The organism is Vibrio proteolyticus NBRC 13287 (assembly GCF_000467125.1).
Lineage (GTDB): Bacteria > Pseudomonadota > Gammaproteobacteria > Enterobacterales > Vibrionaceae > Vibrio > Vibrio proteolyticus.
In genome coordinates this window covers 36,420-58,218 of the sequence record NZ_BATJ01000017.1, presented here as the reverse complement: position 1 = coordinate 58,218, position 21,799 = coordinate 36,420, and the positions used below count along the sequence as shown (strand labels likewise).

Annotated in this window: 14 protein-coding genes; 8 read left to right on the top strand and 6 right to left on the bottom strand. The window is 51.8% G+C overall.

Annotated features, from left to right (window positions below):
* Both VPR01S_RS16825 and VPR01S_RS16820 read left to right on the top strand, forming a co-directional pair.
* Nucleotides 1–7,867 (top strand): T1SS-143 repeat domain-containing protein (locus tag VPR01S_RS16825; protein ID WP_021706567.1); only part of this gene is annotated, 7,867 nt, incomplete at its 5' end.
* Between the two features lie 114 nt (nt 7,868–7,981).
* Nucleotides 7,982–8,815 (top strand): DUF6279 family lipoprotein, encoded by an 834-nt coding sequence (locus VPR01S_RS16820; protein WP_021706566.1) that lies wholly within the window; start codon nt 7,982–7,984, stop codon nt 8,813–8,815.
* 30 nt (nt 8,816–8,845) lie between these two features.
* Here the strand turns inward: VPR01S_RS16820 and nfsA are convergent, their stop codons facing one another.
* Entirely contained in the window at nt 8,846–9,568 is a 723-nt protein-coding gene (gene nfsA / locus VPR01S_RS16815) for an oxygen-insensitive NADPH nitroreductase (RefSeq protein WP_021706565.1), read from the bottom strand.
* A 134-nt stretch (nt 9,569–9,702) separates the two neighbouring features.
* Between nfsA and VPR01S_RS16810 the strand changes: the two genes are divergently transcribed.
* From VPR01S_RS16810 to VPR01S_RS16800, 3 genes are all read left to right on the top strand, one after another.
* Complete coding sequence (locus VPR01S_RS16810; protein ID WP_021706564.1) at nt 9,703–10,386, top strand: MOSC domain-containing protein; 684 nt, start codon at nt 9,703–9,705, stop codon at nt 10,384–10,386.
* A gap of 132 nt (nt 10,387–10,518) precedes the next feature.
* A complete protein-coding gene (locus tag VPR01S_RS16805) occupies nt 10,519–11,286 on the top strand; it encodes a sulfite exporter TauE/SafE family protein (protein WP_021706563.1) in 768 nt (255 codons plus the stop codon).
* Between the two features lie 147 nt (nt 11,287–11,433).
* Nucleotides 11,434–13,170 (top strand): methyl-accepting chemotaxis protein, encoded by a 1,737-nt coding sequence (locus VPR01S_RS16800; protein WP_040902997.1) that lies wholly within the window; start codon nt 11,434–11,436, stop codon nt 13,168–13,170.
* 53 nt (nt 13,171–13,223) lie between these two features.
* Here the strand turns inward: VPR01S_RS16800 and VPR01S_RS16795 are convergent, their stop codons facing one another.
* The 4 genes from VPR01S_RS16795 to VPR01S_RS16780 all read right to left on the bottom strand — a co-directional run bounded on the left by VPR01S_RS16795 (nt 13,224) and on the right by VPR01S_RS16780 (nt 17,708).
* Nucleotides 13,224–14,198, bottom strand: a complete 975-nt coding sequence (locus tag VPR01S_RS16795; RefSeq protein WP_021706561.1) for a TAXI family TRAP transporter solute-binding subunit — start codon at nt 14,196–14,198, stop codon at nt 13,224–13,226.
* Between the two features lie 41 nt (nt 14,199–14,239).
* Nucleotides 14,240–15,061 carry a beta-keto acid cleavage family enzyme gene (locus VPR01S_RS16790; protein ID WP_021706560.1) on the bottom strand — a complete coding sequence of 274 codons (822 nt, stop codon included), beginning with the start codon at nt 15,059–15,061 and terminating at the stop codon, nt 14,240–14,242.
* Nucleotides 15,058–16,398 carry an aspartate aminotransferase family protein gene (locus VPR01S_RS16785; protein ID WP_021706559.1) on the bottom strand — a complete coding sequence of 447 codons (1,341 nt, stop codon included), beginning with the start codon at nt 16,396–16,398 and terminating at the stop codon, nt 15,058–15,060. The genes VPR01S_RS16790 and VPR01S_RS16785 overlap by 4 nt, the downstream gene beginning before the upstream one ends.
* Before the next feature lie 125 nt (nt 16,399–16,523).
* Nucleotides 16,524–17,708: an MFS transporter gene (locus VPR01S_RS16780; RefSeq protein ID WP_021706558.1), complete on the bottom strand. Its 1,185-nt coding sequence runs from the start codon at nt 17,706–17,708 to the stop codon at nt 16,524–16,526.
* A gap of 152 nt (nt 17,709–17,860) precedes the next feature.
* On the opposite strand from VPR01S_RS16780, the gene VPR01S_RS16775 reads away from it, so the two are divergent.
* On the top strand, nt 17,861–18,742 hold the full coding sequence (locus VPR01S_RS16775) for a LysR family transcriptional regulator (protein WP_021706557.1): 882 nt from the start codon (nt 17,861–17,863) through the stop codon (nt 18,740–18,742).
* Here the strand turns inward: VPR01S_RS16775 and VPR01S_RS16770 are convergent.
* Nucleotides 18,717–19,835 (bottom strand): GNAT family N-acetyltransferase/peptidase C39 family protein, encoded by a 1,119-nt coding sequence (locus VPR01S_RS16770; protein WP_021706556.1) that lies wholly within the window; start codon nt 19,833–19,835, stop codon nt 18,717–18,719. The genes VPR01S_RS16775 and VPR01S_RS16770 overlap by 26 nt on opposite strands.
* A gap of 72 nt (nt 19,836–19,907) precedes the next feature.
* Between VPR01S_RS16770 and VPR01S_RS16765 the strand changes: the two genes are divergently transcribed.
* Nucleotides 19,908–21,359, top strand: a complete 1,452-nt coding sequence (locus VPR01S_RS16765; protein ID WP_021706555.1) for a RimK family ATP-grasp domain-containing protein — start codon at nt 19,908–19,910, stop codon at nt 21,357–21,359.
* 226 nt (nt 21,360–21,585) lie between these two features.
* On the top strand, nt 21,586–21,777 hold the full coding sequence (locus VPR01S_RS16760) for a hypothetical protein (protein WP_021706554.1): 192 nt from the start codon (nt 21,586–21,588) through the stop codon (nt 21,775–21,777).
* Nucleotides 21,778–21,799 lie beyond the last annotated feature (22 nt).

Genomic DNA, 21,799 nt, shown 5'->3' with positions numbered 1-21,799 from the left:
GATCGTCGTGACGGATTTCGATGGCGACAGCGATACCATGACGTTACCTGTGACTATTGCGGACGATAAACCGTCGATTAATGCAATTGAATCGGGATCTGTGGATGAAGACGATTTGGTGGGTGGTTCTGACGGTAGCGATCCGACCAAAATTGGTGGCGCGTTTGATGTGACGGCCGGTGCGGATGGTGTCGACAGCTATCAGGTGGCTGATCTGTCTGAAGCGGTCAAAGATTTGCAATCGAATGGCCAGGACGTTGAGCTGATTGAAGTGAGCAGCAGCAATGGCGTAACGGTCTACCATGCGGTGACAACGGGTAGCAATGAGGTTGTGTTTGAGCTGGTCTTCGATGCCAACACCAATCGTTATGAGTTTGAGTTGTTGCAACCGATTGATCACCCTGATGCCAATGGTGAAAACGAATGGGTACTGACCATTCCGGTTACAGCAACAGATAAAGACGGCGATGTCTCCGATCCGGCAGAGTTGAAGATCACCATTGTGGATGATGTGCCATCGAACATTACGTCGAAGCCACTGGAAGTAGACGAAGACGATTTGCCAGGCGGCTCTGAGCTCAACAAAGACTCATTGGTTGCCAGTGGTGAGTTTACGACCGAAGAAGGTGCCGATACGGTGGTTTCTTACCAGATTGATCTGACTCAGGACGTACTCAATGGCATGACGTCGGGCGGTGAGTTGCTGGAGCTGAAACAAGTCAGCTCGACGGGTAATAACTTTGTTTATGACGCGGTGAAACCCGATGGTACGGTGATCTTTACTCTCAAACTCAATGCGGACGGCAGCTACTCACTCGAACTGAAAGGTCCGGTGGACCACTCAGCACAGGGTGAAGACAAGTTGCTGGTGGAACTGCCGATCATTGCCACTGACCGGGATGGCGACACCACTACAGGTCAGTTGGATATGACCATCGTTGATGATGTACCAACGCTGTACGACAACTCGATTTCCCGAGTGGAAGGCCAGGGTGGGAAAACAGTTCAAATGTTTAAAGATCCGGTTGAAGGGGATCTGGACTACGGCTCAGACGGCAGTGAAATCACCTCCTTCACGGCCGCGGAAGCCGATGTGTACTTTGTTGATGGCAATGGCGTGAAGCACGATGTTGTTGAGCTAAACGGCAGCAACGTTACCGTCGACGTCTACAAAACCGTTAATGGTGTTGAAACACAGGTCGGCACCTTGGTGGTGCGTACGGACGGTCGTATTACCTTCAATCCGGTTGAGAATCTGGATCACTCGCAGACTGACTCGATCGATTTTACGGTACAGGTTACCGCAACCGATGGCGATCAGGACACCACCACCGCAGATCTGGATATCAGTATTAAAGATCAGAATGCGACCATTGAATCGTCTTCGGTGAGCACGTTCGAAGATTCAGGACGTGATGGCACGATTGGGGCTCTTGATTCGGCCAACATTCAGGACAACCTGGATACTCTGGATCAGTCGCCAGCGAAAGTGAACTTGTCTGTTGATTTGCATGACCTCGACCGAGATGAATCCATCGGTCAGATCACCATCAAGAATGCCGATCAGATCCATGGTACGTTCTACTACAAAGACGCCAGCGGCGTGCTGCACGAACTGACCAAAGTGGGCAACACCTATGTGCTCAATGCGGATGATGTTGAGCAGTCAATGAACGGCACGGTAGCCACACTCGATAATCTCTATTTTGTACCGGACCGCAACTACGCCTCGAACGAGGGTGGTTTTGATGTGAACTTGACGGTGCAAATTCTGAATGAAGGTCAGGCGGACCATAATGTCAACGGCAAGCTGCACATCGACGTACAGAGTGTGGCGGACATTGCGACCTGGACCAGCGACAGTGACTTCCACTATGAAGTGGACGAAGACGCAGACAATGTTGCGCTCAACATTCAGGCCGAAACTCAGGACACCAGTAATCCGGAAGCGATTGTCTACGAGCTGAAGTTTGTAGAAGGCGGCGACAACGCTACGCTGGTTTACTCGGATGGTTCACCGATCCCGCAGCAGGCCGACGGCACTTATTTGGTCGACGCCAGCCGTATCGATCAGGTTCAGGTTGACCCGGCAGACAATTTCTCCGGTCAGATCAAGCTCGATGTTACGGCGATCACCACTGAAAGCGAAAATGCAGTCAGCGGTAAAGAGTCGGCACGGTCGGAGACGGAACAGATTGTGATTGATGTGGCGCCTGTTGCCGATAAAGGCAGCTTCAGTGTCAATCGCATCAGTATCTTTGAGGACAATGCATCGCATCAGGATGCGGTTGATCCAACCACGGAACACGATCCCTTGCTTCTTAGCGAAGTGATTACCATGACCGCGTCGCCGGATGGCGATGGCTCAGAAAGCATGTTTGTACGTATTTCGGATTTTACTCTTGATGGCGTTACCATGATTTGGCTGGGTGATCCGGCAGATAATCCGATTCAGGAAGTCTTTGATGATCAGGGCAACCTGCTGTACTACGAAGTACCGGAAGCGTACCTGGATCAGGTTGAAGTGCTGCCGCCGCTCAATAGTAACGAAGACTTTTCGTTCAAAGTGGAAGGTATTGTCAAAGACACGGCCGACCTCTCGACCGGTACGGTGGTGGATGAAACCTCGTTGGGCTCGAAAACAGTTAATGTTGCAGTCAAAGGTGTGGCGGACATGCCGGACGTCAACGTGTCTGATGACGGCCCGACGCAATGGGAATCCATTGATGTGGACGGCGTAAAAGGCGTTCAGACCACGATTGAAGAGAACTCCGAAGCGCACATCAATTTCACCTTCGTTTCTGGTGAAGCGGCCGATACACCGCAGGATCACTCCGAAACGCTGTCGGTTGTCCTGTCCAACATCCCGGCGGGGGTGGAGATTTACGACAGCAACGGTCAGAACGTCAACTTGACGTTTGTCGGGTACGATGCGAACGGCGAACCTATGTATGAAGCCAATATCACCGGAGCCAATTTTGATTCCGGCATTGTGGTGCGCCCGACGCATTCATCAACTGAGAACATCAACATCACCGCCACCGTGGTGGTTACCGAAAACGACGGTCACACGCGCGAAGTGGAGACTCAGGTGGTGATCAAAGTCAAGCCTGTGATTGATGCGCAGGACGGCTACGTGGTTGGCTCAGAAGGTGACGAAGACACGCGCATTAATATTGACTGGCAGCCGACGCAGACTCAGAGCCCGGACAGTGATGAGTTCTTCACGCATCTTGAGATCGATGGCTTCCCGGCAGGCAGTACCGTGTTTGTCGATGGGCAACCAGTGGCACTGACCGCCGACGGAAAATTGATCCTAGAACCAAATCCAGGGGAAAGTGAGCAGGATTTCTCTGCGCGCATTACTCAACATGGCTATATTCAGGTTCAGCTGGAAGAAGACTCCAGTAAGGACTTCACGCTCAACACCTCGGTTAACGTGAAAGAGATTGACCACGAATACGTGGACGCCGGAAATCCGGGTGAAGGCATTGTCGAAAAAACCATTAGTGGCAGCGTCAATGTGACCGTGAACCCGATTGTTGAGCCGGAAAATAACACGGGCAATGATGCGACGGATGAAAAACTAGTGTTGACCCAGCCAGACGGCACGGTGATTCACACTGTGCAATCTGACGACAAAGGCAGCATCAGCTTTACCATCAATGATTCTGATGGTGGTGAGGCCGGAGCCAATATCATCAAGTATCAGGAGTTTGATCTGTCTTCCGATGAAGTGGTCACACAACTGGTGGTGCAATTTGATATTACCGATCCTGATGTGCTCAGCCAGCTATTGATCACTGGTGCGGTAAACGAAGGCAATGGACGCTGGGTCATTACCGATGAAGCAAACTTCTCAATCAAGGCGCCAGCCGGACTGGATTTAACGCCAAATGATTCCAGTGACAATGACCCAACCAGCAAAATTGGTATCACGATCTCTGCCCAGGTAAAAGACAGGGGTGAAGACTCGGTGGAAAAAGATTCCACGGAGGTCCGTGAGATGCATGTTGAACTAGAGTTCCCGACTGAATTGACACCCGTGGACAGCATCGCGGCTGACATTGTCTATGACGGCAACGGCATCGTGTCCGGGAGTGAAGACAACGAAATCGATCTCGGGGCTCAGTTAGGGTCGATGATATCTGTCAGCAACCACGATGATGCGGTTGATGAGCTGACCATTGTGATTGATGCCGGCGATCTGCCAGCAGGTAGCTACATTAGTTCTACGGATGTCGACTTTATTAACGGTAAGTACGTGTTCAAAGCCGGGGTCGACGCTGATGGTAACATTACCGGCCTGGATGGCTTAGTACTGCATTTACCCGAAGATTACTCTGGTGACTTTAAACTGCCGGTTCAGTTTGTTACCACAGATCAAGAGTCCGGTGATGAGAAATACGTCGTCGAAGAGATTCCGGTGCAGGTTTATCCGCTGGCGGATGTACCGGATGCTGGCGATCAGCCGCTGGATACTAGCTTGGTGCCTGATTTCAGCGTCAACATCAAAGGTACCCTGGGCCTGGATGGAAACAAACAACCGACAGACTTGGACAACGACACTCCGACCAATGATGGTGTGGGGTACGAAGATGGCATTATCCAACTGGACTTCTCGGCTGATTTTGCCGATCAATCGACCAGTCTGACGGATGGCGGTGTCGAGAAACTGACCGAGATCACGCTGACCATTCCAGACAGTGCCATGGGTGAATTCGTTGATGCAGATGGTAATAGTCTGGGCACGACGTTGACCTTCAGCGAAGCCGAGATCGACGCTGGCGCTCTGGACAATGTATTGTTTAAACCCGGTCCGAACTATCCGACGGGCAATGGCCAGAATACCGTGACGATCGAGATCAGCGGTAAGATCACAGACAGTGTCACGTTCGACGACACCACAGGTGAGACGCACAGCGATACCAAAGAGTTTGACAGCAGTGTTTCATTTGAAGTCACGCCAGTGGTGGATGACATCATCATTTCTGGTATGGATCCTGATCAACCGTTCGAAGTAGTAGGCGACGAAGACAGCTGGATTTCGCTTAACGATGGGGCTTCTGGTCTGACGGTGACACTGACCGATACCGATGGTTCGGAAGAATTTGTGTCGATGAAGCTGACCGGTGTACCGACCGATTTTGTCATCCAGTCAAATTCTCCCGATTTTGTGGTGAAGAACAATGGCAATGGTGAGTGGAGCATCCAGCTTAAGAATCCGGATCAAACCTCGATTGACCTGAGTGCGATTGAGATCAAACCGCCGAAAAACTTCAGTGGTGAGGTTGAACTTGGCCTAACGGTGTTTACTCAGGAAGAGTTATTGGGTGTTCCGACTGAACATACGGGCAGCTTCAAAGTTACGGTGAATCCGATCGGTGACATTGTGGATGTGGAACCGGATACCAATGTGTCAGGCCGTGAAGGTGAGAATATCGAAATCGATATCAAAGCGTCGGTAACGGACAATCAGGACTCGATTGGCGACAGTGGTAATGTCACCGAAAACAATCCGGAAACGCTGCGTCTGGAGATTTCCGGAGTGCCGGATGGCGCCTCTATTTCGCTGCCGGATGGCACATTGGGTGCCAATATGGGCGGTGGCGTTTGGGTACTGGAAGTCGATGCGCAGAGCCTGGATAGCATTGTTTTCAATTCCGGTGATGCGAACAGCAACAACTGGGCCGAGTCGCTGCATGTTAAAGTGCAGTCGGTTGATACCGGCCTGGATGGGTCACAGAACCTGGGGCCTGCACAGGAGTTCGATGTCAACGTGAAAGTCGATGCGGTCAACGATCAGCCAGTGTTTAACGACATTACGGATGTTGAGATGACGGAAGACTCGACCATCCTTCTCAAGGACTTCACGATTGCTGACGTGGATGCCGAGCTGGATGATCCGAATGCGGAGTACGTCTTAACCCTGAGTGTTGACAGCGGCATTCTCAATCTGGATCCGGCGTTCCTTGGGAATCTGACCGTTAACGGTGACGGCACAGCATCAATCGAAATTCGTGGTACGGTCGACGAGATCAACAGCGCGCTGACTGGCGGACTGGTGATCTTCCAGCCGGAGCCGGACTTCAATGGTGACGTGAATGTATCGATGACAGTGGATGACCAGGGCAATGAAGGTGTGGTTATTCCTGGTGATGATTCAACCTCAAGCACCAACAGCGGCGGTTTTGTGATTACGGTGACGGAAGTGAACGATGCGCCAGAAACGTCATTGGTGTCGTTACCGGATGCGCTGGAAGATGGTGGCCCGGTGGTGATTACTTCCGACCAGTTGCTGGCCAATGCTACGGATGTAGAGAATGACAACCTGACGGTCAGTAATGTTCAGGTGAGCGATCCGGCGATGGGCACCGTTGTGTTTGACGCGGCGAGCGGTCACTGGGTATTCACTCCAGCTCAGGACTTCTATGGGACGGTGAGCTTCACGTACGACATTACCGATGACGGCACCACCAACGGTGTTGCAGATCCGCAAACGGTAGCTGGCAGCGCACAGATTGACGTCCTGGCAACCAATGATGCGCCGGTGATCGATGGCAGCGCGGTAACCAGCTCGATCATGGAAGACAGCGCGCAGAAAATCAGCGGGATCAGTGTCAGCGATGTGGACTACGATGCGGCTCATGTCAACGACGTGATTACCGTGACGCTGAGTATCTCGGACGGCGATCTGGACGTGGTGTTGCCGGCCGGCAGTGGTGTGACTCAGGGCTCTGGTTTGCCTGGTCAGGTGATCCTGATGGGAACGCTGGATGACATCAATGCAGTGCTGTCTTCGAATGACCCGGCCAGTGGTGTGTTTGTCGATGCCAGCGAAGTTGTTTCGGATCAGATTGCACTGACAGTCAGAGCGGACGACAACGGTGTTTATTCACAAGTCGGCGAAGGTGCGCTGAGCGATGAGCAGACCTTTGATATTGATGTGCAGCGCGTGGCCGATACGCCAATCCTGAACATTGATCCGAATTTCAACTACGTCAAGCAGATCACCGCCAGCCAGAGCGTTAGTGCTCAGGGACTGGCATTGGTCGGCATTATGGCAGCATTGACCGATTTGGATGAAGTGCTGACGTTACAACTGAGCAATGTCCCGGCAGATGCCACGATCTCGAGCGCGGCGATCAGTTCCGGTATCAGTTTCGACGGAACGCATTGGATCGTACCAGCTGACGAAATTGATTCGCTGACCATTACTGGTGCGGGTCAAGGGATACACGATATCAGCGTGACGGCAATTTCGACCGAGAGCAACAATGATACGGCGGAGTCGGCACCTATCCATATCCAGTTAGAGGTGACCGGGGATGGCACAGATATCGATAAATCCGCAGCAACTGAAGACAGTTGGTTGTCGGGGGATGACTCCGGTATTCATCTGACGGCGGGCGACGGCAACGACCTGATTGAAGGCGGAGCCGGTAACGATACTCTGGTGGGGGGTGACGGCGATGACGTTTTGATCGGTGGTTTGGGATCGGACATTCTGACTGGCGGTGCCGGCAGCGATATTTTCCGCTGGACCGAAGACAGTGTGGATGGCGGTGTGACCGATACCATCACGGATTTCAGCATTGCTGAAGGAGACAGTATCGACCTGCGCGATGTGATTTCCGATCTCAAGACGGTGCCGATGGATCAACTGTTGTCTGCGCTGTCGGATCAGATCGATGCGAGCTGGGATCAGTCGACCAACAATGTGTCACTGGAGATCACAACGGATAATGACGTGACGCAGACGATTGTGGTGGAAGATCTGGGTTCTCAGCTGGACTTCTCCAACATGAGCTCGACACAGATAGTAGATACCTTGTTGCAGAACAACATCATCCAACATGATATGTAACCCCGCTAAACGCCGCTCTTCAGAGCGGCGTTTTTCTTTGTCTGGCATGAGACTGCCGGCGGGCTGCTATAGTGTTAAGCAGCAGCTCAAGTACATTTCAGGTGAGGACTCAACATGAACCCCAGGCTTGGTGCGTTATTGGTATTGGTTCTGCTGGCTGGATGCGGAACGCAATTTGTGTACAACAATATGGATTGGTTTGTTATCGATTACGTGGAAGATTACGTTGATCTGACCGATGAGCAGGAGACAGTGATCACACAGCGCGTTGATTTGTGGAAGGACTGGCTCAAACAAGAAGAGCTGCCTACGTACAAGGTGCATTTGCAACGGTTGGAGACGATGGAGCCTAGTCAGTTCACTCTCGCACAGCTTGAACGAGAAGAGCAGAGCTTTCAGCAACATACTCAACGTTTGATCTCCCGCGCAGCGCCGGATGTGTACGCGCTGACTCGTCAGCTCAGTGATGAACAAGTGAATGAATTTATAGACAATCTGACTGACAAACAGGAAGACTTTCGTCGCAAGCGCGAATCGCGCAGCGACAAGCAGCACCGAGAGCACTATCAAGAGCGGATCACTGAGCGTCTAGAGCAGTGGCTGGGCAGATTAAATGATCAACAACATCAGTTGGTCCGCCAGTGGGCAAATGAGGTGGAAATTACCAGCCCAGCGTGGATAGAGCATCAGCGTCAAATGCGCAGTGAACTGCACACTCTGCTTATCCGGCGTGATGATCTCACCTATTTTCAACCCAGATTTAATCGGCTGATGTTCAATTACGACAGCTATTATTCAGATGAGCTGACTCAGAAGATGGCGTTTAATCGCAATGTGGCGCGGAAAAAACTGGTAGCCATAGTGCGTTCGATGAACTCACGTCAGACTCGGTATTTTCGCGATGAACTGAGCGAGTGGCGAGCGGTGTTTGATAAACTGGATAAATGAGGCCGATAAAGACACCGACCTCGACCAAGACTAGCGTTTGGCCAGCCCTTTGCGATTAAGGTAAGGCAGAATGTGTGGCCGCGACTCTCCGGCCAGTTTACTGGTGACCTGTTCGGACCAGGTTTCTGATTTCTGATTGCTGGACCGTTTGCCGTAGTAGTCCAGCATGGTTTGGTCATACGCCTCAATATCGGAGTGATCAAGCGTCTGATACTGATTTTCATGCATGATGACTTTGGCTGGCAGGCGTGGTTTCAGTTCCGGGTTTTGATCAGGGTGCCCAAGACACATACCAAACAGCACCGCGGTATGCGTTGGCATACCCAGCAGCTCGTCGACTTCGTTCACACAGTTTCTCAGACCACCGATGTAAACACCGCCAAGCCCCAGAGATTCGGCGGCCAGCAGGCAGTTCTGCGCCATAATACCCGCATCAATCGCTCCGATCAGCATCAGCTCGGTAAAGTCCGGTTTGACGTCATTGTTCAGTTCAAAATGACGTTGGTAGTCGATACAGAACACCAAAAATTCGGCCGCATTCTCTACGTAGGCCTGATCGCCGGCGAGATGAGCTAATGCTTTACGCTTATCACTGTCCGTTACCCGAATAACAGAAACGACCTGCAACATACTCGAAGATGATGCCGCCAGTCCCGACTGAATAATGGTATCCAGATCTGCTTTGCTGATAGGTTCGCCTGTGTACTTGCGAATGGAACGGTGAGAAAGAATGGTATCGATTACAGAATTCATGAACTTGGTTCCGGCATGTGATTGAATTGTTAGATGACTTTATCCGGAAAAAACCGTGCTGTCGAGATATGTGCTTGTTTTCATTTGCTTAGCGGATTGAGTTACACTATGTGTTCCAGCACAAGGAGGCGGGCATGACCACATTTTATCTGACAGGCGTTTATCGCGGACAAGTGAAACAGAGCTATGGGATGACAACGGCGATGGATAAACAGCCGGTGTCCGAAGAGGTATTTCTGACCACCACGGGAATTGAAGGGGATGAATGTGCCGAAACCCGTTTCCACGGCGGCAGTGAACGTGCACTGCATCAGTATCCTTCCGAGCATTATGCGTACTGGCAAAGCAAGTATAAGACAGACGACCAGTGGCGAGCACCAGGCATGGGTGAGAACCTCAGCTCTGAGGGAATGACAGAAAAAACGGTCTACATCGGTGATCGCTATCGTTGGGGAGACGCCATTATTGAAGTTAGCCAGCCACGCTCGCCTTGCTACAAACTGAGTAAACGTTGGGGTGTGGAGCAGTTTTCTGTGGATATGCAGGCCGTCAGTCGGTGTGGCTGGCTGTATCGCGTTATTCAGCCTGGCCGGGTGAGTGTCAACGCACCACTTGAGCTGATCGAACGCCCGGAGAACGCGATGTCTATTCGGCAGGTGTGCGAACTCTACTTTGGTAATCCGCTCAATCCTCAGGGGCTCGAAAAGCTGCTAGCTCAGAGCGCGCTCTCTCACAGCTGGAAAGAGAAAATTCTTAGCCGGATAGAGACAGGTGAGGTTGAAAACTGGAACTTTCGTTTATTAGGACACGCCGGATAAACGGATTTGAACAGGCAGGGGAAACCCTGCTTTTTTATGCGGGTTGCCCAATGTGAGACGTGCCCTTGTGTCGGTCATGACACTACGTGTATCTTGATGATTCACATCTATTTAACAAGGACGACGGTGAGCATGGAGTGGCTTTTACTGTTTGTGGCCGGTGTGATCGGCGGCATTCTGAATTCAGTCGCAGGAGGGGGCAGTTTCATTACCTTTCCGGCGTTGATGTTTGTTGGTGTACCGCCCATTGCGGCTAACGCAACCAATACTTTTGCTGCATGTGCGGGTTATTTGAGCGGGGCATACGGTTTTCGTCGTGATATCCGCGAAGATCCGCGCGGTTTGCGCCGCACCGTGGTCTTCAGCACGTTCGGGGGCGCGTTAGGGGCATATTTACTGCTTAATACCCCGGAGCAACTGTTTCTGGAAGCGATTCCGTGGTTACTGCTTTTTGCAACGATATTGTTTGTGTGTGGCCGTCAGATCCATCAGTGGGTGACATCGCTGGCGGTTGAGCACAAACACGCGGGCCGTCTGGGAGCGGTGCTGTTGGCATTGTTGTTGGTCGCCGTGTCAGCGTATGGCGGTTTCTTTAATGCTGGTCTCGGTATTATTGTACTGAGTTACTTGTCGCTGGCGGGTTACCAAAACATCAATGTGATGAATGGGCTCAAGTTGCTGGTCTCGTCTTGCGTTGCCCTGATCGCCATCGTGATCTTTGTGTTGGATGGTTCGATTGACTGGCCAAGAGGTATCGTGGTGATGGTCGGTACACTGGTTGGCGGTTACCTGGCTGCCAGAGTTTCACGCAAGATTCCTCAACAGTATGTCCGTGGGTTTGTGACGTTATCGAGTATTGTCATTACCGTGTATTTCTTTTGGGATATTTATTTCCGCTAGCGCCTGTTTCATTGTTGAAACAATTGATTGTCAATACACTCATCACAGGATAGGATTTGCCGTTAAAGAATTTTTAACAATTGCCGATTGTTAGTTAAGTTGCCGGAGTGCAACGATTTTTAGTCACTTTTAAGGATGTAAAGTGTGATGGCCAATCTCTCTTTCAAAAATAAGATTATTGCGCTGATTGTCGCAATAATCACAACCACAATTCTTATTTCTTATCTCAGCGTTAACCATTTTATCAGCGCGTATATTCACCAGTCTGACACCAAAAATATCACGCACAATGTGAATTTGATTGGAGAAAAGCTCAATGATGAACTGGCATCGCGTTTGTCGCTGGCAACCAGCCTTAACTTCAGCATGATGGATATTGCCGATACGGCGGCCAACTCTGGCTTTGCCAAAATTGTTAAGGTGTTCAATGGTTACGCATTTGATGAAACCGGTAATATGGATGAGACGCAGGGGCAAAAATACGTCGATTTAGCCCAGGCTCAAACCGCTGAACAAGCGATCAGCCCGGTCACAATCGGCAATGGGGGGCCCACATTAACTTTCTCGATCAAACGTCCGGATGATTCGGTGGATTTTTTCGTCATGAATCTGGCTGAGCTGGGAGCGATGATCACCACTTTTTCGACTCAGGGCAGTTATGTTGAGCTCACCGCCGGGGAGACAGTGATCTTTTCCAACAAACAAAATGGCCACCTGATCCCAGTGGAACGCACAGTTGAAGTTGGCGGACAGCAGTGGAATCTGACGGGGTACATCGATACCGACAGCATTCAGGCCAACACGGATCAACTGAACTGGAAAATCACGCTGGCTTTAATGCTCAGTGCATTGGTGATCATCGTGTTGAGTGTGGTTTTGCTGCATGTTTCCTTTAAGCCGTTGCTACGTTTGCAAAGTGTGGTGGGGGAACTGTCTCAGGGCCACGGCGATCTCACTCAGCGCTTAACCGTTGAGTCTAAAGACGAAATTGGTCAGATTTCGGATGCCATCAACCGCTTTATCGCAAAGCTGCAAAGCATGTTTGAAGATGTGTCGGCATCGGCTCAGCGTATTGACGTCGCGGTGCAGGATCTCACCTTGCAGTCATCGTCTAATCTGACCACGTTGAACCAACACAACATCGAAACCGAGCAAGCGATCACCGCGATTGAAGAGCTGAGTGCGTCGGCCGGTTCGGTCGAGCAGAGCGCTGATCACGCCGCTCGCCTGACCGATACAACCTCTCAGTATGCGGAGGAGTCTAAACAGACCGTGGGCAGTGCGGTAGACAGTGTCAACCTGTTGGTCAGTCAGGTCAGTTCGATGTCGCAAACCATAGGGACCATGAGTCAGGATACTCAGCAGATCAGCTCGGTGCTTCAGGTTATTGGTGACATCGCAGAACAGACCAACTTGCTGGCGCTCAATGCGGCGATTGAAGCGGCGCGCGCTGGTGAGCAGGGGCGTGGTTTTGCGGTAGTGGCGGATGAAGTTCGTGCGCTCGCGGCACGAACTCAGGACAGTACGTCGCAGATCAACGATATGTTGGCCAAACTGAGATCAACCACCGATACGGTCGTCAACGAGATGGAAACCACACGCAATCGCTGTGAAGAAACCGCGTCACGTACCAATCAGGTGATGGACTCACTCAATACGGTCACCGATTCAGTAACGGACATCAACCAATTGAACGCGCAGATGGCGACTTCAGCACTGGAACAGAAACAGGTGACGGACGAAGTGAGCCGCAACATGGCAGCGATTCAAGAGATCATCCGTCAGCTCAATCAGAATGCATCGGACAGCCGCCTGGTTGGCGAAGAGCTGAGCACTACTTCGGAGTCACTCAGCCGTATCGTCGGGCGTTTTAAAATCCGTTAAATAGAAAAACAGCGCCATCTCAGAGGATGGCGCTGTAGCATTCGTCGGGAGTGCTATTTCATCAACCCGGCTTCTTTGTAATATTTGATCGCACCTGGATGCAGAGGGGCAGACAAACCGTCTTTGATCATCTCTTCTTTTTTCAGATTGGCAAACGCCGGATGCAGTTTTTTGAAATCTTCAAAGTTATCAAACACCGCTTTGACAATCTGATACACCACAGCTTCAGGGACTTTACTTGAGGTGACAAAGGTCGCACCAACACCGAAGGTCATCACGTCATCCGGATTACCGTTATACATACCGCCTGGGACGGACGCAACACGATAGAAGCTGTTGTCTGCCACCAACTTGTCGACATTCGGTCCGGAAACTTCGACGATTTTGCTGTCACAAGAAGTGGTGGCTTCTTTAATCGCGCCACTCGGATGGCCGACGGTGTAAACCATCGCATCAATTTTGTTGTCACACAGCGCTTTAGACTGCTCTGCGGCTTTCAGCTCGGAGACCAGTTTAAAGTCATCGTTGGTCCAGCCATACTGCTTCATCAGGACTTCCATGGTGCCTCGCTGACCAGAACCTGGGTTACCGATGTTCACCCGTTTACCTTTGAGATCATCAAACGTTTTGATACCGGCATCACTGCGCGCGACGACGGTAAAGGGTTCCGGGTGAATCGAGAAAACCGCGCGCAGATCTTTGAACGGACCCGCATCAGAAAATTCACTGGAGCCGTTGTAGGCATGATATTGCCAGTCAGACTGAACAATCCCCAGATCCAGCTCACCGGCACGTATGGTATTCAGGTTGTAAATTGAGCCGCCGGTGCTCTCCACTGAACATCGTACCCCGTGCTCTTCGCGGGATTTATTCACCAGGCGACAGATGGCCCCACCGGTCGGGTAATACACCCCCGTCACCCCACCCGTCCCTATGGTGACAAATGTTTCTTCGGCCGAGGCACTGAAAGCGGTACTGACCATCAGCGCTGTGGCAGCGGCCGTGATCACTGATTTGATTGATTTCATGATCCTTCCTTATTCCAATGTTCATCCATAATGATGCCAATTCAGCTTACCAACTGCTGGCGCAAACCTTCGGCATCCAGTGTTTGTATGTTAAGTGAGTGCAATATTTGCCGCATCGACGCTACCTGCTCCGCGTTACTGATGGCTGGCTGACCAGACAACGTCAGGTGATTGTTCTCGAACCCCACCCGAACATCGCCCCCCAAAAGGGCACCCGCGGTAAGGCACTGCGCTTCCTGACTGCCAAACGCACATACAGCCCAGCGGCACTTCAATTGTGAGAAGTAGGGGCTGAAAAATGGCAGCAGATCCTGCGGATCGGATTGCTGATTTTGGTGATACCTACCTAAGACTAGCAAAAGGTGATGTTTTTGCTCAGGAAGTAACCCATTCTGAACCAAGCGCACATACTCGGCGAGCTCTGGCGGGGAGTAGAGGATGTATTGGGAGAGGATATTCTGGCTGGCGACCCAGTGAAAGAAGTCACTGGCTTGAGGAATGTGTTCCTGCGTGGGGATCAGCTCTTTGAGCGCAAATGAGGCTGCTTCTGGCCGTACGGCCCGGATCAGAGCCATTTGTTGCTCGGGCGTGTACTGACCGACCGCTTCCGTGGTGAGCTGGACGATCATGCTGTCACCCACCGCCTGTTTGACCTGCTGATAGACGGCCTGGTTGTCGTTGATGGTCAGCGAATGTGCACCTTGTGGATCGCGAGCGTGTAAGTGGATCATGGCGGCGCCGGCATCGCGGCAGGCGACAGCTTCTGCACGAATTTCACTGACCGAAACGGGGAGCGCTGCATGGTGCTGCTTGGTCTTACGTGCTCCGTTTGGCGCGACAATCATCGCGATGCTATGAGTCATTGCTGGCCCTCCAGCTCATGAAACACCTGACGCAAGGTTAGATAGAGTTTGTCGATCAGTTCATCGATTTCGCTGTCTTCGATGATGAAGGGGGGGGCGAGTAGAATATGGTCGCCACGTCGTCCGTCGATGGTCCCGCCCATCGGATAGATCATCAGGCCGTTGGCCATTGCTTGAGCTTTGATGCGTTTGTGTACCGCCAGCTGTGGAGGAAAAGGCGCTTTGCTGGCTTGATCTGACACCAGTTCAATGCCGATAAACAGCCCTCGACCACGAATATCCCCCACATTGGGCAATTTGCCTACCGTCCAGCGTAGCTTTTCTTTGAGCTGGTATCCTTTTGCCCGGACGTGCTGCAACAGATCATTATCGACAATGCATTTCACAGTAGCCAACGCCGCGGCGCAAGCCATGGGGTGACACATAAAGGTATGCCCGTGCTGGAAAAAACCGCTCCCTTCAGCAATTGCCTGATAAATCGGTTCGGCAACCAGCACGGCACCGATGGGCTGATACCCTGCGCCCAGTCCTTTTGCGATAGTCACCATATCCGGGATGACGTCATCCTGCTCGAAGGCATAGAAAGTCCCGGTTCTTCCCACCCCGCACATTACTTCGTCCAGGATCAGCAACACGTCGTATTGGTCGCAGATTTCGCGGATACGTTGAAAGTAACCTTTGATCGCCGGCAGAGCGCCTGCCGTCGCACCAACAACCGGCTCAGCAACAAACGCCATGATTTTTTCAGCCCCGACCTCAAGAATGCGTGCTTCCAGCTCATTGGCGACCCGCAGTGCGTACGCCTGTTCGCTTTCATCTTCACGTTGATCCCGGTAGCTGTAACAAGGAGCAATGTGGTGAGCGGGCGTTAACAGCGGGCGAAACTGCTCGCGCCGCCATTCATTGCCTCCGACAGCCAGAGCTCCGAGTGTGTTGCCGTGGTAACTTTGCCGGCGCGCAATAAATTCGCATTTCTCCGGCTGACCTTTTTCCAGAAAATATTGCCGGGCCAGTTTCAATGCGCTTTCCACCGCTTCAGAGCCGCCGCTGACGAAGTAGACACGATTGAGCGGTTCAGGTGCCAGTTGACACAGGAGGGTCGCCAGCTCTTCGGCAGGCTGATTAGTGAAAAAGCCGGTATGGGCAAACGGAATGTGCTCCATTTGTTGGGCGATAGCGCGTTTGACGCTGTGATTGTCATGGCCGAGATTGGAAACCGCCGCACCGCCACAGGCATCCAGATAGCGCTTGCCTTCAGTATCGAACAGATAGACGCCCCGACCTGAAGCGATCATGGGCAGTGTGGAATGACAGTGACGATGGAATACGTGCGACATGGAAACTTCTCCTGCAAATCCCGCGGTGTTATTAGCAGAATAGTCGATAGTTTCACCTGCGTAGCCGCAGAACGTAAAAAGCGGCAGCAAATCACTGTGCGGCCGCATTGAATACCTTAACCCGCTTAGCGTTGTGGGCTAGCCTGTGGAAGGCTCCGTTTGTCCAACGTACCGCTCAGACGGGTCATCAGCAGGGCGATAAGTACGATCAGCGCACCAATCCAGGGAGTATCCATCAAGTCGGCGTGTTCTACGATCAGGCCACCTCCCCAGGCGCCCAGCGCGATACCGACATTGAAGGCCGCGATATTCAGGCCAGACGCCACATCCACGGCATCCGGGGTATAACGCTCTGCCAGTTTGACCACGTAGACCTGCAAGCCTGGTACGTTACCAAAGGCGAATGCCCCCCAGATTAAGATGGTGAAGACCGCACCAAATGGAGAGTGCGCGCTGAATGTCAGTGCCAGCAGTACCGCAGCCAGACCAGTAAAGATCAGGGTCAGGGCTTTAATTGGCCCGTGCTGGTCGGCCAGACGGCCTCCCCAGATATTCCCGATGGCGACGGAAACCCCGTAAACCAACATAATCAGGCCGACGGATCCCGCACTGAAACCGGCCACTTCTTGCAGAATCGGCGCCAAAAACGTAAACGCGGTAAAGGTACCCCCGTAGCCAAGTGCAGTGATGGCATAAATCAACAGCAGCCTTGGGTGAGTCAGGACTTTCATTTGGGCTGAGAGTTTGGTGACTGGCGGTTGTTTCAGATTCGCAGGTACCAGAAACGCACTGCCGGCCAATGCGATGATGCCGAGAATGGCTACAGTGAGAAAGGTGGCTTGCCAGCCCAGCGTTTGACCAATATAGGTGCCAAGCGGCACACCTGTCACCAGCGCTACGGTGAGCCCGGTGAACATGATCGCGATGGCGCTGGCGGCTTTGTCTTTGGCCACCAGTCCGGTTGCAATGGTTGAGCCGATGGAAAAGAACACCCCGTGCGCCAGACCTGTCAGTATACGAGCCAGAATCAGAGTGTTGTAACCTGGAGCTTGCCAGGCGAGCAGGTTCCCGGCAACAAACAGGCTCATGACACTCAGCAGAACGGCTTTGCGATTCCAGCGACTGGTCAGGGCAGTCAGGACGGGCGCGCCGACCGCAACCCCCAGCGCATAGAGACTGACCAGTAAGCCAGCAGAGGGCAGGGAAACGTGCAAATCCGCGGCCATGGTCGGAATCAATCCGACGATGACAAACTCGGTTGTCCCGATAGCAAACGCACTCAGGGTTAAGGCAAAAAGAGCTAAAGGCATAAAAAGTGGACCTCATTCAGTGAAACGTGGTGTGAAACACCTGCGGTTAAGTGAGAGGTATTATTGAGAAGTTTTTCTTTGTCAAAAACAGCGTTATTTACAAATAACTTTTGTTATTATTAGAAAAATTCAATATTGATCTGGAGAGAAGCATGTTAACCCGTTCTGACGATCTGGAAATTTTGCTGGCGGTAGTCGACAGCGGTGGATTCTCGGCGGCGGCAGACAACCTGGATGTACAGGTAGCCCGTGTCTCCCGAGCCGTCAGCAAACTGGAAAAGCAGCTTGGTGTGACGTTGCTTAACCGCACCACCAGAAGAGTAGAGCTGACCGATGAAGGGCGTCAGTTCGTCGATACCGTCCGGCGTGGTTTGCTTCTGATTCAGCAAGCGGAAGAAGAGGTCATTGCCCGGGGGGAACGGCCGAAAGGACGTTTGCGGGTGGACGCGGCGAGCCCGTTTGTGTTTCATCAGCTGATTCCTTTGATCAAACCTTTTAAACAGGCGTACCCGGACATTGAGCTGGAGCTGTCGTCAAATGAAGGCTTTGTCGACTTGCTGGAAAAGCGCACCGACATTGCCATTCGTATCGGCGACTTGAGTGACTCGACCTTGCATGCCCGTCCTCTGGGCACCAGCCAACTGTTTATCGTGGCATCGCCAGCGTATCTACGCCAACGTGGTGTACCAGCCACAGCGGCAGATCTTTCGCATCATGAACGCATCGGTTTTGTCGGGGCGCGTAATCTGAATCGCTGGCCACTGCAAGGCGCCGGTTACATTGAACCGACCATCAGTTCGAGTAATGGTGAAACCGTGCGTTTGCTGGCTCTGGAGGGCAATGGGATTGCTTGTTTGTCCGGGTTTATGGTTCGGGAAGATATTGCCGCGGGCCGTTTGATTGCGCTGCTGGAGCATGAATATCAGCCGATATCCGGCCGCGAACAGGTCAACGCGGTATATTACAAATCTTCGTCGGTGGCGCGGCGAATATCGGCGTTCATTGATTTTATTCAACCGGCGCTGAAGCTGTAGCTTCGGTGGCTGGTTCAATCACAACACACGCGGTGTGTTTCTGCTTTCCAAACCCCAGGATCTGCGTCAGCAGGCGCTTGCCCACGGGCACGTACGCAGAGGCAACAGTGTCTTTTTCTGACGGTGCATGGGGATCATGGATGAAGAAAAATTGCTCGTTCATCCCGCTCAGTATCACCCAGTGCGGCTCTTTTTTACCATCGAAACGGTAAGTGCTGATGAGCAGGAGCACGCAGGCACCCTGGCTTACCCAATGCTCCAGAATGGCTTGATTGGGTGGGGATGCAATCGTGGCCACGTCCTGAGAGAGCAACTGATGGCAAAAATCCTGATGAACGATCTCTATCACGTCTTTCTTGTTGGGATCGCGCACACTGTCAATAAACGGAGTGCTCTGAGACTGGCTCCACAGTTCGACATGGTAGCCGCGTTTTGCGGCCGCCAGTGCCAGGCCTTGCCCACTGCACCCGCCGTGCCCCGCCGCCATAAAAATGGTAGTGGCTTCACGCCACAGTTGCAGCTCGTGTGAACGACTCGGTTGATAGTGAGGATCCAGGCAGGCAAAGCTCATCAGCAGACAGGCTGCGCCACAGGTAAATGGTGTGGTTTGGATGTAGAGTGGCATTGGCAGCGTCACGCTCGGGCCTTGTGGCGACAGGCGTTTTTGCATTCGTAGACCATCACACAGATCATCGTAATAATGCACCAGCAAACGCAACGTTTTAAAGCCTAATTTTTCATACAATTTTATCGCTGACGTATTGTCTTCGCGCACTTCTAGTCGTAATGTAATGCAACCTTGATCAAGAGCAGCACGCTCGCATTGTTCAATCAAAGATTGCGCAATTCCCCGGCCTCTGAAATCAGGTTTAACGGCAATCGAATACAATCTTGACAGCTGTGTACCTTGATGAAATAGCAACAAAGCGTAACCCGCCAGAGTGCCCCTATCTTCAGCAACGAAAATCATGGCTTGACCTGACTGTAGGAAACGCTTCATTTGACGTGGAGAAATTTTATCTCCGTCAAACAGGGTGTTTTCCAGTTCGTTAAGAGCGGAGAGGTCTCGAGAGAGAGCTAGGCGGATGTCCATCCGTATTCCTTAAACAAGGCACGCACGATTGCCTCGCGATAATAAACCTATTGCAATAGGAAAAATACACCAATGGCAAATCTTTTAATCGTGACTGACAGCACCAGTGACTGGCAGGATTATTTCCCGTCTGAACAGGTGGTGAGTGTGGATCAGTACCTAGGTGGGCAGTGGCCTGCTGGGCACAAAAATGTGCAGGTAGTGAACTTGTGTCGTGATTATCATTACATGGGTAGCGGTTATTACTGCTCCTTGATGGCGGAGGCCCGGGGCCACCGGGTGATCCCGAGTGTAATGGCGCTAAATGACATCAACCAGCCGTTTCTACTCTCTTCTGGCAATTTCAAAGCCCATAAATTGCCGCAGGAGCTCAGCGAAATACGCTGTAAGATTTATTTCGGTCGCACCGAACAGGTGGGGCTGGAAAAACTGGCGAAGCGCCTGTTTGAACAATTTATGGTTCCAGTAATAGAACTGGAAATGACCCAACTCAACGGCCAGTGGCAAATTGCCAGAATAGCGCCGTCTGCCTTTCAGGATCTGGCGGGGAATGAACAGGATATGTTCATCGCGGCGCTGGAGCAATTCTCGACCAAAATATGGCGCAAGCCTAAGTTGGAGAAAAAGGCACGTTACGACATTGCCATGCTGGTGGATGCGGACGAAAAAATGCCACCGTCTGATGCCTCGGCACTGAAGCATTTTCGCAAAGCGGCCAGCCGTTTAGGGATGAATCTGGAAACCATCTCTCCGGACGACATCAGCCGGTTGGGGGAGTTTGATGGGTTGTTTATCCGTGCGACCACCAACATCAGCAACTACACTTACCGATTTGCTAAGTCGGCTGAAAAGTTAGGGCTGGTGGTCGTGGACGATTCCGAGTCTATCATGAAGTGCACCAACAAAGTCTTTCTGACGGAATTGCTGCACCGACACAAAGTACCAGCGCCTCAAAGTGTCATCATTCAGGGTATGGATCCGGAATGGAAACGGCATCTGCTGGCGCAGCTGGCGCTGCCGATGGTACTGAAGATTCCGGACGGGGCGTTCTCGCGCGGGGTGGTGAAAGTACGCACAGAAGCCGAACTGGAAAAAGAAGCGGCGGCGCTGTTTGAAAAAAGCGCTCTGATTCTGGCTCAGGCCTTTATGCCGACCGATTTCGACTGGCGCATTGGCGTGATGAACCGTCAGCCGATTTATGCCTGTAAGTACATGATGAGCAGTGGACATTGGCAAATATATCAGCATCACAGCAGCGGCCGGGTTTCTTCCGGCGGTTTTGAGACACTTGATTTGAAACAGGTGCCTAAAGCGGTAGTGGATGTGGCGGTAAAAGCGGCCAACCTGATTGGTGGCGGCTTATATGGTGTGGATCTGAAAGAAATTGACGGTCAGGTTTACGTGATAGAAGTGAATGATAACCCGAGCATTGACCGTCATGTTGAGGATGCGTTCCTCGGCGATTTGCTTTACGACCGGATCATGACTGAGTTTTTGCGTCGTATTCAGATGCGGGGTTTCTGATCATTGGTTCTATCTCAAGCCCGGTCTCAGACCGGGTTTTTTATGATTCGAACGTAATGATTTGTCTGGTTTATATATATGGAACGCCATTCTATTTTTTGTGACTCAAGCGGGAAATTAATAGTAAACAGGATGAATACTCGGCAAGGTTGTGCAAAATATCATCAGAACGTTCTTAGCCGAACGAGGTTAGAGTATTCTCAACGTCTGATTGACAGGAGGCACTATGAGCAGAAAACTCGGTCGAGTTATGTCCGGCAGCCGGATGATCACGTTTGTTGCCTTTGTGACGGCCGTATTAGCCTGGGTATTGGAAATGCCTGCGCTGTTTACCGTGTCGGTCGCTGCTTTGGTGGTCGGTGGCATACTTTTTATCAGAGACAAGCGTCGTCAGTCTAACGATGAAAAGAGCGCCTGATGGCGCTCTGTTTTGGCCGCTT

Bases quoted from the DNA above. Each gene is read 5' to 3' on its own strand.
- VPR01S_RS16820 (WP_021706566.1), top strand. From the start codon at position 7,982: ATGAACCCCAGGCTTGGTGCGTTATTGGTATTGGTTCTGCTGGCTGGA.
- nfsA (WP_021706565.1), bottom strand. From the start codon at position 9,568: ATGAATTCTGTAATCGATACCATTCTTTCTCACCGTTCCATTCGCAAG.
- VPR01S_RS16810 (WP_021706564.1), top strand. From the start codon at position 9,703: ATGACCACATTTTATCTGACAGGCGTTTATCGCGGACAAGTGAAACAG.
- VPR01S_RS16805 (WP_021706563.1), top strand. From the start codon at position 10,519: ATGGAGTGGCTTTTACTGTTTGTGGCCGGTGTGATCGGCGGCATTCTG.
- VPR01S_RS16800 (WP_040902997.1), top strand. From the start codon at position 11,434: ATGGCCAATCTCTCTTTCAAAAATAAGATTATTGCGCTGATTGTCGCA.
- VPR01S_RS16795 (WP_021706561.1), bottom strand. From the start codon at position 14,198: ATGAAATCAATCAAATCAGTGATCACGGCCGCTGCCACAGCGCTGATG.
- VPR01S_RS16790 (WP_021706560.1), bottom strand. From the start codon at position 15,061: ATGACTCATAGCATCGCGATGATTGTCGCGCCAAACGGAGCACGTAAG.
- VPR01S_RS16785 (WP_021706559.1), bottom strand. From the start codon at position 16,398: ATGTCGCACGTATTCCATCGTCACTGTCATTCCACACTGCCCATGATC.
- VPR01S_RS16780 (WP_021706558.1), bottom strand. From the start codon at position 17,708: ATGCCTTTAGCTCTTTTTGCCTTAACCCTGAGTGCGTTTGCTATCGGG.
- VPR01S_RS16775 (WP_021706557.1), top strand. From the start codon at position 17,861: ATGTTAACCCGTTCTGACGATCTGGAAATTTTGCTGGCGGTAGTCGAC.
- VPR01S_RS16770 (WP_021706556.1), bottom strand. From the start codon at position 19,835: ATGGACATCCGCCTAGCTCTCTCTCGAGACCTCTCCGCTCTTAACGAA.
- VPR01S_RS16765 (WP_021706555.1), top strand. From the start codon at position 19,908: ATGGCAAATCTTTTAATCGTGACTGACAGCACCAGTGACTGGCAGGAT.
- VPR01S_RS16760 (WP_021706554.1), top strand. From the start codon at position 21,586: ATGAGCAGAAAACTCGGTCGAGTTATGTCCGGCAGCCGGATGATCACG.